The following is a 13761-nucleotide window of genomic DNA, read 5'->3' on the forward strand; positions in this document are numbered from 1 at the left end:
CCCAGGAGGAACCGATGTTGAAGGTCAGCGAGATTTTGCGCGTCAAGGGCGATACGCTCTATACGGCGTCGCCCGACATGCCTGTGTCCCAGGCCGTGCAAACAATGAGCGAGCAGGACATAGGCTCGCTGGTGATCATGGAATTCGGGACGCTGACCGGCATGCTCACGTTCCGCGAGATCATCCGCCACATGCATGCGCATGGCGGCGCCGGCGACACCACCATCCGTTCCATCATGGACGATGCCCCGGTCAGCGTGTCCCCCAACACCAGCGCCGACGAAGTGCAGCGCCTGATGCTCGAAAAGCACGCGCGCTACATTCCGGTCATGGACGGCCCCACCCTGATGGGCGTCATTTCGTTCTACGACATGGCCCAGGCCATCGTGGCGGCCCAGCAATTCGAAAACAACATGCTGAAGGCCTATATCCGCGATTGGCCCACGGAAAGCGCCGAACCGGCCAAGTCCTGAGCCCGCGGCCAGCTTGGCTGGCCCCTCGTCAAACCCCAGCCGGCGCCGCTTCGATCGCGGCGCCGCGCATATCCGGCGCATGCCGCTGGCTGCGCCAGGCATCGTAGATCAGTTCAGGGTTGTTCGCGGCCAGCAGGGCCGGATCGGACAGCATGCGGCGCCAGCGGCGCGCACCGGACTGGCCATTCACCAGCCCCAGCATGGGCCGCGTCATCACCCGCAGGGGCACGCCCCGCGCGACCTGCCGCGTCGCATATCCCATCATCGCGTCCACCACCTGCGCATCGCTGGGCAGCCGCAGCGACGGCCATAGCTGCAAGGACACCTCGGACAGCACTCGCGGCGTGTGCCAGGCAGCCCGGCCCAGCATGACACCGTCGAAATCGCCCGCGGCGCGCACGGACTGCTCGGCGTCGGCCAGACCGCCGTTGAGCACGAACGTGCAATCCGGGAAGTCGCGCTTCAATTGCCGCACCACGTCGTAGCGCAGAGGCGGAATCTCGCGGTTGTCCTTGGGCGTCAGGCCCTTGAGTACCGCATTGCGGGCATGGGCGATGAACACCCGGCAGCCGGTGTCGTAGATCTTGCCGACGAAATCGCGGACAAACGCGTAGGACTCGTCGTAATCCAGGCCAAGCCGGTGTTTGACGGTGACAGGGATATCCACGGCATCCTGCATGGCCTTCATGCAATCGGCCACCAGAGCGGGCTCCGCCATCAGGCAGGCGCCGAACGCGCCCTTCTGCACCCGTTCTGACGGGCAACCGCAATTCAGGTTGATCTCGTCGTAACCCCACTTTTTTCCCAGCCTGGCCGAATGCGCCAGGGCGTCGGGTTCGCTGCCGCCCAATTGCAAGGCCACGGGATGCTCGGCCTCGTCAAAGTCCAGGTGCCGCTCGACATTGCCGTGCAACAACGCGCCGGTGGTGATCATTTCCGTGTACAAGCGTGCGCGCGGCGCCAGCAGCCGGTGGAAATAACGGCAATGGCGGTCGGTCACATCGATCATGGGGGCGACGCACAGCCGCCAGTCGGGGGAGTCCAAGAATCACTCTACAAAACAAGGGGATGCGGTATTTTACGGTGCTTGGCGGCTTTGTGTCTGGCGGGCGGCCGTATCCGCTCCACCGCAAGTCGGACAGACTGACCCGCCATGTGGTCTAAAATTGCGCCGCCGCAGCCGAAACCAGCATGCGCGCGCGCCCGTCAACCCCTAGATCCCGCACATCAATGGCCGTATTCACCCCTGTCTCCGAAGACGACGCTCGCGCCCTACTGGCGCATTTCGATCTGGGCGAGTTTGTCTCGCTTCGGGGGATTACGGCGGGTATCGAGAATACCAACTACTTCCTGTACACGACCCGCGGCGAATATGTGCTGACGCTGTTCGAGGTGCTGACGCAGGCCCAGTTGCCTTTCTATATCGAGCTGATGTACCACCTGGCCGAGCGCGGCATTCCCGTGCCCCGGCCCCAGACCCTGCGCGACGGCACTCGCCTGACGACCCTGCACGGCAAGCCCTGCGCCATCGTTTCACGCCTGCCCGGCGGCTACGAACCCGCTCCCGGCCCGGCGCATTGCGCCCTGGCCGGCGCCACGCTGGCCCGCGCCCACCTGGCCGGACGCGACTTTCCGCTGCACCAGCCCAACCTGCGCGGACTGTCCTGGTGGCTGGAAACGGCACCCAAGGTCATGCCCTTCCTGGAACCGGCGCAGGCCCAACTGCTGTCGGCGGAGCTGGCCGACCAGCAGGCCGCCGCTGCGACGCCGGCCTGGCAGACATTGCAGACCGGCCCGGCCCACTGCGACCTGTTCCGGGACAACGTCCTGTTCGCTGGCACCTTCGAAGATCCGCTCATGGGCGGCATCATCGACTTCTACTTCGCCGGCTGCGACACCTGGCTGTTCGACGTGGCGGTGAGCGTCAACGACTGGTGCATCGAACGCGACACGGGTGAATTCGTGCCCGAACTGGTCGAGTCCTGGTTGGCAGCCTACGCGGCCGTGCGCCCGTTCACCGACGCGGAACGCGAGGTCTGGCCGCTGATGCTGCGGGCCGCCGCGCTGCGCTTCTGGATATCGCGCCTGTATGACTTTTTCCTGCCGCGGCCGGCTCAGACCCTGAAACCGCACGACCCCCGGCATTTCGAAAGAGTGTTGCAAGCGCGCCACCGCCCTGGCCTGCCAATATTGCCGTAACCGTTGCTCCCCCCATAATGGGGATAGCGCGTCCCTTTTTGAGAGATCTCCCCCCTTTAAAGAGCCATGCAAGCAGCATTCCTCCCCGCGACATCCGGCTGGCAATGGGTCCGAGACGGCTTCCGTCTGTTCCGCAAGCAACCTCTGGCCATGTTCACCTGGGCCATGGCCATCAGCCTTCTGGTCATCTTCGCCACCGCGACGCCGCCGGTCGGACCCATACTGGTGGTGGCGCTAATGCCCATCATCACGCTGATGACGCTATCGGCGTGCAAGCATGTCGAAGCCGACCGCATCATGCTGCCCTCGATGTGGGCCAAGCCGCTCAAGCAGCCTGGCGTATTCAGGAAACTGTTCCTGATGGGGCTGCTGTACGCGGCGCTCTGCATTGCGACTGGCCTGATCATCTTCCTGCCATTCACGGACGCGATGGTCGAGGGCATGCGCATAGCCTCCGTGGAAAAGTCCATGGAGCCCATCCTGTCCGCCATGGCCGTTCCGCTGACTTTGTTCGCGATCGTGTATGTCGTGATCGCCGCGCTGTTCTGGCACGCCCCCGTCCTGGTCGCCTGGCATGGGCTGCGCCTGGTCCAGGCGCTGTTCTTCTCCGGCATCGCCTGCTGGCGCAACAAGCTGCCGTTCCTGGTCTACGGCGCCACCTGGATCCTGGTGTTTCTTTTCATCGACCTGTGCGCCGGCCTTCTGGTCGCCATCGGCCTGTCACCCCAGCTTGCCGGCACGCTGCAGATTCCCTTCAATATCGCCGCGGGTGGCGTGCTGTACTGCAGCTTCTATCCTGCCTATACCTCCGTATTCGGTATCGAGAATGCCGGCGCGCATCTCGACGACGGCAACGGCGCCCAGGCATGACGCCACGCGGCAGGGCGCCAGCGCCCTGCGCACCGCAAGCACCCTTCCCTGCCGCGATATGAATGCCACGTCGATGGCATAGCGCATGCCAAAGGTATGCACCGCGGCGCAATGCATCAGCAAGATGCCGGACCGCGGCCCCGGCGGCTTGCGTCCCAGCAAGCCGCGCGCGCGGCCGCAGCAGCTGGCGACCTTGAGTAGCCTGAGTCCGCCGCGCCGCGCCGATGGCTGACCACCAGTCATTGCACGCTCTGCAGCAATTGCACCATGACCGGAAAGGCCAGCACGATGAACGTGCAGGGAAAGATGCAGCCGATCAGCGGCAGCAGCATCTTCACCGGAGCCTGCATCGCCAGCTGTTCCGCACGCACGTGACGATCGCTGCGGGCTTGCGCCGCCTGTGCCCGCAATACTGGACCCAGGCTTATCCCGAGTCCTTCGGCCTGCGCCAGGGCGGCCGCCCAGTTACGCGCAAGCGGGCTATTGCTGCGTTCCGCCAAGGCCTTGATCGCGGCGGTCCTGGAAACCCCCGCACGTATCTCTGCCAGCGCGTCAGCCAGGGCATCTCGCAGTATGCCCGCCGGTCCGCTCTGGGCGGCCATCTGCAATGCCCCATGCACGCTCAGCCCCGCTTCCACACACAATGTCATCATGTCGAACACGAAAGGCAGGTCGCGTTCGATGCTGCGTCGCCGGTTGCTGCTCAAACTGCGCAACCAAAGCCCCGGCGCGGCGCCTGCCGCCAGCGCTGACGCTACCATCCAGGGAATCCATTCCCAGGACTGCGCCTGCGCCAAGACGATGGCGACCGCCGCAGTCAACCCGCCGGCAGCCATGGCCGCGCTCCAACACAGCGCCGCGACATGCGCGTAGCTGATGCCGGCAGGCAGCGCCGCCCGCTCGATGGCGCGAGTCAGCCGTATGCGCCAACGCCAGGAACATAAAGGCCCAGCCACGGGCGCCACCGCGGAAATCCAGGGCCAGGCCGCTCGCCACCACCACGGCAAGGCGGACGACGCACCCTCGCTGTCCAGCAGCAATGGCTTAAAAACCACCCATGCCAACCATCCCGCAGCCAGGGCGGCCGTCAACAGGCTCAAGTACAGCCACATCGCATCCGCTCCCGTCAGATATCGATCCAGACAATGCGCCGGATCAGCAGCATGCCCGCGGTCTCCAGTACCGCCACGATCGCCAACACGCCCCAACCCACGGGCGTATGCCACAGCAGGCCCATGATTTCCGGCTCCAGCCGGTCCAGCACGGCAAGCAGCAGCAAAGGCAAAGCGCCCACGATCCAGGCCTGCATACGTCCCTGCGAAGTCAGCGCCAGCAGCTTCGCCTGCAACTGCAGGCGGGCGCGCAGGGTCTGCGCGATGCTTTCCAGCGCCTCTGCCAGGTTGCCTCCCGTCTGCGCCGCAATGCGCATGGCCGCCACGACGAGCGCGGTCGAATCGGCCGGCATGCGGCCACGCAGGTTTTCAAGCGCGCCGTCCCATGGCACGCCCATGCGCTGCTCGCGCAACATCAGGCCGAACTCCTGGGCCAAGGGCGCGCTGCTCTGCTCGACGACGTGGCGCAGGCCGGTGGTCAATGCCACGCCAGCGCGCAGGGCGGAGGCGAGCATCAACAGCGCCATCGGCAGTTGCTGCTCGAACCGCCGGGCACGGCGCCGCCGCAACCCATTTACCAGCGTCCTGGGCAGGCGCGAGGCAAGCGCCGCGGCCAAGGCGGCGACAAAGCCGCTGCCCGTCGCAGCAAAGGCCAAGGCCGCCGCCATCGCCGCGCAAGCCACCGCGCCAGCCCACAATTGGGCGGGGTCTATGAATAAGAACACCTCGCTCAGACGCAGGCCCGCCTCCTGGGTGTAGACCTCGCGGTAGCGGCGCAGCGCTGGCGCAAACCAGTGTTGGGCACGCCACGCCAGCAGCAGCACGCATACCATGGCGGCTCCCGCAGATAGCCAGATCATGTCGCTCCTTGCGCAAAAACGGTGGTCCCCGGCGCCGCCTGCTCGGTGTTGGAGAACCAGGCGGGATCGAAGGCCTCCTCGGCCTGCGTCCATTCGCGCGCAAAGCCGGGCAAGGCGCCGCAGCCCGTGAAGCCGCCCATGCGGTCGTAGCGGAACAGATCCTGCAGCTGTATGCGTCCGCTTTCCATGCCCGTAATCTCCGCTATCGACGTCACGACGCGACGCCCATCGCCCAGCCTCGCCTGCTGCACCAAGATATCCACGCTGGCCGCGATATGCTCGCGCACGGCGGCCAGAGGCAGATCGAGCCCGGCCATCAGGATCATCGATTCCAGCCGCCCCAGCGCGTCGCGTGGCGAGTTGGCATGCAGCGTCGTCAGGGAGCCTTCGTGCCCGGTGTTCATGGCGGTCAACATGTCGAATGCCTCCGCCCCGCGGCACTCGCCCACGACGATCCGGTCTGGCCGCATGCGCAGCGCGTTGCGCACGAGTTCGCGGATGTCGATGCGCCCTCGCCCCTCCTGGTTGGCCGGACGCGCCTCCAGCGCCACCAGATGATCATGGTTCAGGCGCAGCTCCGCCGCATCTTCGATGGTGACCACGCGCTCGCCGTCGGGAATCTCGTTGGACAGGATGTTGAGCAACGTGGTCTTGCCCGCCCCGGTCCCTCCAGATACCACCAGATTCCTGCGCATCCTCACGCAGAGCGCCAGGAATTGCGCCATGGCGCCGCTCAGCGTCCCCGCAGCGATCAGATCGGACATTCCGGGGCGCCGCTGTGGAAATTTGCGTATGGTCAGGCTGGCGCCCCTAAGGGCCACCGGCGGAATGATGGCGTGCACCCGGGACCCGTCGGCCAGGCGCGCATCCACCATCGGAGAACTTTCATCGATGCGTCGCCCCAAGGGTGTGACGATGCGCTCTATGACCCAACGCAGCGATTGCTCGCTGGTAAAGGCCGCCTGATGGCGCGACAGGCGGCCGGCGCGTTCGACATAGATCTCGTCGTGGCGATTGACCATGATCTCCGTAATGTCGGCAGCGGCGAGCAAGGGCTCCAGCGGCCCCAGGCCGACGGCTTCGTCAAGCACCTCGCGGCAAAGCGCAGCCCGGTCCACCCCCGGCGGCAAGTCGGTGTCCGTGGCGACGATATGCGTCAGCAGCCGTTCGGCCTCGGCACGCAGCATGCTGTCGCTCATGCCCGCCACGTCGCGGCGGCGCAGATCCAGCGCCGCCAGCAGCGCCGCGTGCAGCCGCCGGCGCTCCTGCAGCGGATGTGGCAGTGGCAGAACCGGCACTGGCGTCGCCGGCGCGGGCAGCATCGGCGGTGCCTGCACGGCAGCCATGTCGCGGGCGACGCTTTCAGCCGCCGCACCGTCCACGCCCCCGTTGCGCTCCGGGATGTCCGCCAGCGACACCCGCAGCCGGCAAGGCCCGATCAGTATTTCGTCGTCGGGCAACACCGGGGCGTGGCGCACGATCCTCGCGCCGTTCACGAGGGTTCCGCCCAACGTACCCAGGTCTTCGAGCACGATCCCCGCCGCTTCGCGCAACAAGCGGGCGTGCTGGCGCCCCACTCTCCAGTTCACGATGCGCACCCCGCAATGCGCGCCCCTTCCTATCAACGCGGGAACAGCCACCGTGGATCTGTGCACGGAGGCGTCTTCAAACATCATTTCCACGTCGATCATGGCCGAGTTTCCGAAGAAGGAATCGGCGCGCCGTCTTGCGGCGAGCCCCACTGCGAACCGGTGCCGGCGTGGGCATCCCACCCTGCCGCGGCAGGCACGGCGGTGCCCAGGCGGGGCGGCACAGGAAAAGCCGCTTCGAGTACGCCACGTCCCCGCCGCACGCGGTCCGCCATGGCGGGCTCGGCCTGCGTAATCAGTTTGGGCGTCACGAATATGGCAAGTTCGGTTTCCCGCAATTGATAGCGCCGGGACGAAAACAAGGCCCCCAGAACCGGGATGTCTTTCAGCCATGGCAGGCCATCGCTGGTCTCGTCCCGCTCGCGCGACAGGAAGCCGCCGATGACCAGCGTATCGCCGGACCGCACGTTGAATTCGGTGGATGCGCGGCGCGTGCGTAGCGCCGGTCCGCCCGGCACGCTCAGCGCGTTGTCCACCGAACTCGCCTCTACCTCGATCAAGGATCGGATGATCCCGTTGCGATCGATGCGAGGGGTGATCCTGAGCATGACGCCATAGGGCTTGAACATCGTGGTCGCGTTGCCGCGCGTGTCGGTCGACGAGTAAGGAACCTCTCCGCCGGCCAGGAAGGTGGCGCTGGCGCCGCTGCGCGCGAGCAATTGAGGTTGGGCCAGCATGACGGCCTCGCCGCTTTGCGCCAGCATCGCGATCCGGGACGACAACAGCGCATTGACGCCGAAGTAGCCAGCCGCCGAAGAGACCGGGCCCACCGTTTCTATGATCCCTTCGCCTGGACGGTTCATGCGCCCCCTGGACCCCGCATCCCAGGCCAGGCCGGCGTTGATGCCGCCTTGCGACAGCCCGTCCCAGCGCACGCCCAGATCCCTCAGCCTTGAGGTGGGGATCTCCACGACCTGAACGTCCAGCTGCACCATGCGGTCCCAACCCACTTGGCCGGTAAAGTCCAGCACTGCGGGATAGCGGTCCGCCAGGGCCGTGATGCGCAATCGGTCATCGTCGGAAAGATCGTCGCCCTCGATCAGGATGCGACCGCCCACCTCAGTACTGCGCGCGCCGGGGATGCGGGCAAGCAAGGCCTCGACCTCTGCTCGCAGACGCGGCGCGCCGGCCGGCACGACCCTCAGTTCATAGGCCTTGACGCGCCCGGCGTTTGCCCAGATGTGCAGTGACGAAACACCCTCGGCGCGGGCAAAGACCACAACCTCGCGCCCTTCGGCCTCGATGGCGCCCACGACCTGGCCGTTGCCTATCGCCACGCGCTTGACCCCGGGGTGCGACAGAATCCGCGTTTCACCCACCTGAAGTTCAATCACCTCATCCTCCGCCCGCGCTGCGGGATTGGCCAACCAGAACACGCAGGCAAACATGCTGATGACGACGCGTCTCATGGCCGCCCCCGTTGAAGTCGAGCCGGGCCTGCACTTTCCACATCCATTGCTCCTGTGCCTGCCGAGGGGTCCAGCCTGTCTCCGTACAGGATGGCCACGCCCGGCGCATTCCGGGGTTCCAGGTCCAATCCGATCAGGGTGGCAAGGTCGCCCTGCGCGGCGCCGCTGACCATTGCGGCATCATCGCGATGGCGCAACATCGCGGTCAGCGCCCCGCTCTGCCGCGCCGCCACGAATCGCATTGCCTCATCCGGCGTCGCTGCCAAGGTGATATTGCCGCCCTTGGTTTCGCTCTCGGCGTCGCCTCCCACCATCAGCACGCGCATGCCTTGCAGGAGGGGCACCGTCATCTCCCGCTGCCGATGCGAAAAACTCACATAGATGTCGATGGCATCGCCTACGCGCAGGACTTCCGCCAGGCCGCCCAGGTCCGTCGCCGCCACGGTCAATGCGCGTTGCCCGCTGCGCAAGCGGGACGCCAAGGCCGGGGCCGGAGGACTGAATGTCAGATGCCCCCGCAGCAAGGGCTCACCATTGGCGACATCGGCCAGCAAGGTGGCGCCAAGCAAACTGGCAAGATCCAGGGGATCGATGCTGGCCCGGGACACCCAAGGCTGCGGAATCTCGCGCACTGCCAGGTGCACCTCTTCGAGTTGCGTGCCAGCAGGCAGGTCGTACGCCGCGACCAGCCGGCTGACCATCGGCGTGCGCGCCTCTGCCTCCAACGCCTGGACCCGCTGCTGCACGTGTTCCCGCACCGCCCACGCGGATACCAGCCCCGCAATCAGTGCTATGGCATACACGCCCATTCGGCGCAGACGCGGCGCTACATGGGTGATCCAGTTCGTCATGGCACTCTTCCGCTGACCAGAAGGCCGGTGCCACCGTCCAGCGGCACCAGCGACAGCCGCATGCGGGAGCCGGAGCGGACCCACCAGTGCGCCGAATCCTCGGAGACGGGCATGCGACGCCAGCCATTCCGGAGCAGGTGCTGCTCCAGCTGCGCAGCCAACTGCCCCGGAGGCAAGGCGTATTGCCAGATCCGCTCAGAAACGCGTACGCCGTCCTCCATCAAGGCAATGTCCAGCCTGAGGCGACCGCCGGCGGGCAGCCAGGCAGGTGAAGCGCTTTCAGGCACGGCCAGAAGGCTGACCGCCGAAATGCTTCCGGCTGTCCGACGGGAGCCCAGGCCTTCCAGCTGGATGACCCATTGCTCCTGCCCCACCCTACCCGACAGAATCGCCTGACCGGACAACACGTTGAGATTGACCAGGGCGGGCTGCTGGGCAGACAGGTAACGGATCAGCTCCGCCGTACTGAGCGGCGCATCGAACACCAGCACACGCGCCGGGATTCCATGCAACCAGATGCTTTCCCCTAACAATCCGCGACGCGAACCTGCGGGCAGACGCAAGGCCTCCAGCGCGGTAACGCCTGGCCTGCTCCCGCCGGCCTCCCCGCCGCCCGTCACGAGATGCTGAGCTGCGGCGACATTGCGCCACCCTACCGCCGCAACAGCCACGGCGCCGGCCATCAACAGGCGCAGCGTCTTTGTCATAGCCACGGTTCGCCAGCCGTCTTCCCGTGATGGGGCAAAACCCGCAAGGGGCGCCGAAAAGCGCAGGCCGATCATTTGCCCGCCCCCTTGCGGCCGGCAAGCCGCTCCCCAGGCACCACATCCGCCCATTCGGACAACCAGTCCAGCGACAGGCCGGGCCTGCGCCAGGGTCCGTCCAGGCGATCGACGACAGGCTTCATACGCCGGGCCTCGGCCAACGAGGCGCGTTCCGCCCTGAACCAGGCGGTAGGTGCCCGGCCGATCCTGCGTTGCGTGTCGGCATCGCCGTGCGCATAGCCAGCGCCGCTTGCCACATGCGTGCGGCGGGCGATGCGCAACCAGGCCGCGCTGTCCCGATCGAAGCGCGCAGCGCTTGCCGTCACCGACAGCAATCGCAGATCCGCGCCGAACCATTCGGCCTGCAAGGCGTTGACCTGCGCGGGTGCGATACCCGATAAGGTGCTGGCCTTGCCCGAGAGCGCCATGCCGCCCGGCGCGGGCAAGTTCCGCATGGGTTGTCCCAGGGCGCCTGCCATTGCGGTCTTGCGGCTGGCCTGCGCCATTTCCTGCGCTGCGAATTGCAATCCGCCAATCCAGGACGCCGCCCATAGCAACAGGGCCAGCAGGGGCAGCATCAGCAATGCTTCGACCAGAGCCTGCCCCTGCTGCCGCACGAGGATCGGGTTCATGGCGCCCGCCTTGCCTGCGCGGCCTCGGCGGCGCTGACGGCGGACAAGCGCGCCTGCCAATAGGGGCGAAATAGCGTGGCCAGTTCATTCCGGCCATCGGCCCGGTGTTCCGGCCGTGCAAAATAGGTTTCCGCCGCGGAAGTGACGGTGACGGCGTCTTCCGGTCCCAGTGCGGCATAGCGGAACGCCCCCAAGGGTGTCCGGACTGCGCTGTCGCCATCCGTGGTTTTCAAGGATGCGCCGGCAAGCCGGACGGTCACCGCGAAACGCAGGGGATCGCCGCTGCGTGGCAAGGCGATGTCGCGATAGGCTGGCAGGCCCCGCCCCGGCCAGCGCTGAGCGGCAGCCATGGCGTACGAATTGGCCATGGGATTGGTGAAGCCGTCGAGCAGATCCCAGTTGGTCGACTGCTCCACCCAGCGCCAGAAATCCTGTTCGGAAAAATCGAGCGGTGGCTCTTCCACGTACTCCAGGCCTTCGGGCGCCTTGATCTTCTGGCCTTGCGCCGTGCCCCAGCCCACGGCGTACTCGCGGAAGTAGCAGCCCCTCCAGCGGTTGAAACGCAGCGCATGGTAGGACTGGGTATCAAGAGCGCCCCAGCGTCCATCCGGCCCCAACCAGGTGGAACCGCGGCGCCGCAACTCGTGGCGATGCAAAGGGCACAGCGGATGGACCATCCACGGATTGCGGCGCGTGACGTTGCGGCGGTGGAGAAACCCGTACCGTTCCGCCGCTTGTTCGACAGCGGGCCGCAACCCCGCCTCGCGCGTGGCCAGGCGACGCCCCACGTATCCGGGCCAGCCATCGGTCAGCAGCCGCAGGCTCAGGCCCCGGACATGCGCGCCATCGCCATCGGGCAACGGAGCATCGTCCGACAGATTGGCGGACAGCACTTTCTTCATGATGCGTTCGCGCGAAGCCGCCAAGCCTGAAACAGCGGACGCCGCGGCTGCTTCCAGAACCTGGTGGACCACTCTGTCGTGCTCGCCAAACGCCGACGCGAGCCTCTGCTCGGCGTCGGGCACTGCCCGCACCGTTTGGTAGGCTGCCCCCACATCGGGGCCGAACAACATGGCGATCAGCCCAGCGGGCGGATTGCGGCGGTCGCGCTGCGATTGCATGGTGCGGGCGTACTGCGCCGAGGCAGCCAGCGTGACCAGATGCGCCATGGCGACCTGATGCGCGATCTGTGTGCGGTTGATGTAGGCCAGGGCATTGAGCGCGCGCGCTTGCTCCAGCGCGCCGCTGTAGGCGGCCGCGTCCGCGGCATGCGTCAGCCGCTGCCGCGCTCCCACGGTTTGCCCCAGGTTGTACAGCACGACCAGGGATATGCCTCCCACCGCCGCCATCAACAGACCCAGCACCAGCGCCTGGCCGCGCTGTTGAGCAAGCGGTGCGCAAGAACGCGCGTTCACTTCGCGTCCGTGGCATTGCCGGTGAAGGACTTGAGCGAACGGGCCTTGGTCTGCGCCGCCGCTTTTTGCGCCGCCTGTTGTGCCGCGCGGCTCTGCGCACCGCCGTCTTCGCCGGCAAGTTCACGCGCCATGGCGGCGGTCTGCGATCGCACCACCTGGCCGAAATACTGGTACACCGCGATGGCCGCCACCGCGACCAAGGCCACGACCACCACGTATTCCGTCATACCCTGTCCCGACTGACGCTTCCGCAACCCTGACATATCCGTTCTCCGGCACTGTGAAGACAGGCTTCAGTGTCGGCGTCTGCCCCCGGCCTCGCCATTCGCGGATGCCGAGGCGGATAAAGTGATCACGGGTCCGTTGACAGTTCACGGGCGGCGGCAGCCCGCCCAGGCTGGCCACCGCGCAAAACGGCATGAATCTTGTAACCCTTTAATATTCAAGGGTTTTCCCTATTGTTCGACCTAAGGCTCAGCAGTAGATTTGAGTTGCCGGGCTGTCTGACACCCATCGCGTGCGAAGCCGGGCAGGAGCGCCTCAGACTCACCTTGAGCTGGGGCGCTCTTCCATTTTGCGGCGCGCAAATGCCCCGCTCGGGACAACAGCCCGGACTCGCCCGCCCTACCCAGCGCTAAGCGACCCGCAACACCCCATTGTCAATGACGATCGCGTCGCGCTCGATGACTTTCGCCCGGAAGGAGCCATCCCGCCAGACGTCTACGCTCAGCGTCTCGCCGGGATACATCGGCCCGGAAAACCGCAGCGACACGGAACGCACCGCCCCGTTGCCCGCAGGCTGCAACTGCCTGGCGACAGTGTGCGACACCAGGCCAAACGTACACAGGCCATGCAGTATGGGGCGGGGAAAGCCGGCTGCCTGGGCGACCTGCGGATCGCAGTGCAACGGGTTGTAGTCGCCATTAAGGCGATACACCAGCGCCTGCTCGGGCCGGGTGCGCGCCTGCACGGTCCAGTCTGGCGGCCCGCCGGGCATGGCGTGCGCCGGGCGCGCCTGCCTGCCCGCGTTCGCCATGCCGCCATCGCCCCTGAGCACGTGGGTCGCGAAAGTCCGTGCGATGAGCTGCCCCGTGCCGGCATCCGTCAACGTTTTTTCGGAATACAGCAACAGCCCCTTCTCGCCCTTGTCGACAACCTCCACGACGCGGGTCTTGCCTGTCAGTTCGCCGGCGGCGGGTATGGGATGGAACAGTTCCATTCCCTGTTCGCCGTGCAGCAAGCGCACCGTATCGGCCCCGATATCGGGCGCATCCAGCCAGAAGCCCGGATAGCCCAGCACCACCGCCATGTAGGGCAGCACCAGCGGATCATGCCGCCTGCCCACGTAGGCCAGGTCGGAGGCATCCACAGGATCCTGTCCCAAGCCCACCGACAGCGCGTACAGCATGACATCCCGCTCGGTGTAGCGCTGCCTGATTTCCGGCACTTCGTAGCTCAACAGTTGCTCATGGCTCAAGCGCATGACGTTTCTCCTTTTGGTCCCGAAGACACATCCATGACCACGGC

Annotated in this window: 15 protein-coding genes and 1 pseudogene; 4 read left to right on the top strand and 12 right to left on the bottom strand. The window is 66.3% G+C overall.

Translation table 11 applies throughout. From position 1 onward, the window contains the following. Positions 1-14: 14 nt before the first annotated feature. Positions 15-473, top strand: coding sequence for a CBS domain-containing protein (locus tag HV793_RS29450; RefSeq protein WP_054458582.1), 459 nt, complete (start codon positions 15-17; stop codon positions 471-473). 28 nt (positions 474-501) lie between these two features. On the opposite strand, the gene dusA is transcribed toward HV793_RS29450, so the two are convergent. Beyond that, positions 502-1518 carry a tRNA dihydrouridine(20/20a) synthase DusA gene (gene dusA / locus HV793_RS29455; protein ID WP_082401337.1) on the bottom strand — a complete coding sequence of 339 codons (1017 nt, stop codon included), beginning with the start codon at positions 1516-1518 and terminating at the stop codon, positions 502-504. A gap of 185 nt (positions 1519-1703) precedes the next feature. Between dusA and HV793_RS29460 the strand changes: the two genes are divergently transcribed. Further along, a complete protein-coding gene (locus tag HV793_RS29460) occupies positions 1704-2672 on the top strand; it encodes a homoserine kinase (RefSeq protein ID WP_119450729.1) in 969 nt (322 codons plus the stop codon). 66 nt (positions 2673-2738) lie between these two features. Next, positions 2739-3542: a BPSS1780 family membrane protein gene (locus tag HV793_RS31205; protein ID WP_054458588.1), complete on the top strand. Its 804-nt coding sequence runs from the start codon at positions 2739-2741 to the stop codon at positions 3540-3542. Between the two features lie 9 nt (positions 3543-3551). On the opposite strand, the pseudogene HV793_RS31210 reads toward HV793_RS31205, so the two are convergent. Further along, positions 3552-3659, bottom strand: a pseudogene (locus tag HV793_RS31210) (DUF192 domain-containing protein); the annotation flags it as partial. On the opposite strand from HV793_RS31210, the gene HV793_RS31215 reads away from it, so the two are divergent. Next, a complete protein-coding gene (locus HV793_RS31215; protein WP_225589319.1) occupies positions 3628-3774 on the top strand; it encodes a hypothetical protein in 147 nt (48 codons plus the stop codon). The pseudogene HV793_RS31210 and the gene HV793_RS31215 overlap by 32 nt on opposite strands. A gap of 7 nt (positions 3775-3781) precedes the next feature. Here HV793_RS31215 and HV793_RS29470 read toward each other — a convergent pair whose 3' ends face one another. The 10 genes from HV793_RS29470 to HV793_RS29515 form a co-directional block, all read right to left on the bottom strand. Further along, positions 3782-4654, bottom strand: a complete 873-nt coding sequence (locus HV793_RS29470) for a type II secretion system F family protein (RefSeq protein WP_175214370.1) — start codon at positions 4652-4654, stop codon at positions 3782-3784. Between the two features lie 14 nt (positions 4655-4668). After that, a complete protein-coding gene (locus HV793_RS29475; RefSeq protein WP_175214371.1) occupies positions 4669-5514 on the bottom strand; it encodes a type II secretion system F family protein in 846 nt (281 codons plus the stop codon). After that, a complete protein-coding gene (locus HV793_RS29480; RefSeq protein WP_175214372.1) occupies positions 5511-7205 on the bottom strand; it encodes a TadA family conjugal transfer-associated ATPase in 1695 nt (564 codons plus the stop codon). Before HV793_RS29480 ends, HV793_RS29475 begins: the two co-directional genes overlap by 4 nt. Further along, positions 7202-8572, bottom strand: a complete 1371-nt coding sequence (locus HV793_RS29485; RefSeq protein ID WP_175214373.1) for a type II and III secretion system protein family protein — start codon at positions 8570-8572, stop codon at positions 7202-7204. The genes HV793_RS29480 and HV793_RS29485 overlap by 4 nt, the downstream gene beginning before the upstream one ends. Beyond that, on the bottom strand, positions 8569-9423 hold the full coding sequence (gene cpaB, locus HV793_RS29490) for a Flp pilus assembly protein CpaB (RefSeq protein WP_175214374.1): 855 nt from the start codon (positions 9421-9423) through the stop codon (positions 8569-8571). Before cpaB ends, HV793_RS29485 begins: the two co-directional genes overlap by 4 nt. Next, complete coding sequence (locus tag HV793_RS29495; RefSeq protein ID WP_175214375.1) at positions 9420-10205, bottom strand: hypothetical protein; 786 nt, start codon at positions 10203-10205, stop codon at positions 9420-9422. Before HV793_RS29495 ends, cpaB begins: the two co-directional genes overlap by 4 nt. Next, positions 10202-10819: a pilus assembly protein gene (locus HV793_RS29500; protein WP_175214376.1), complete on the bottom strand. Its 618-nt coding sequence runs from the start codon at positions 10817-10819 to the stop codon at positions 10202-10204. The genes HV793_RS29495 and HV793_RS29500 overlap by 4 nt, the downstream gene beginning before the upstream one ends. Further along, on the bottom strand, positions 10816-12234 hold the full coding sequence (locus HV793_RS29505) for a pilus assembly protein TadG-related protein (RefSeq protein WP_175214377.1): 1419 nt from the start codon (positions 12232-12234) through the stop codon (positions 10816-10818). Before HV793_RS29505 ends, HV793_RS29500 begins: the two co-directional genes overlap by 4 nt. Further along, positions 12231-12497 (bottom strand): hypothetical protein, encoded by a 267-nt coding sequence (locus tag HV793_RS29510; protein WP_054458606.1) that lies wholly within the window; start codon positions 12495-12497, stop codon positions 12231-12233. The genes HV793_RS29505 and HV793_RS29510 overlap by 4 nt, the downstream gene beginning before the upstream one ends. A 371-nt stretch (positions 12498-12868) precedes the next feature. After that, positions 12869-13717, bottom strand: a complete 849-nt coding sequence (locus HV793_RS29515) for a MaoC/PaaZ C-terminal domain-containing protein (RefSeq protein WP_175214378.1) — start codon at positions 13715-13717, stop codon at positions 12869-12871. Positions 13718-13761: the final 44 nt, after the last annotated feature.

Source organism: Achromobacter aegrifaciens (assembly GCF_902859965.1).
Taxonomy (GTDB): Bacteria; Pseudomonadota; Gammaproteobacteria; order Burkholderiales; family Burkholderiaceae_B; genus Achromobacter; species Achromobacter aegrifaciens.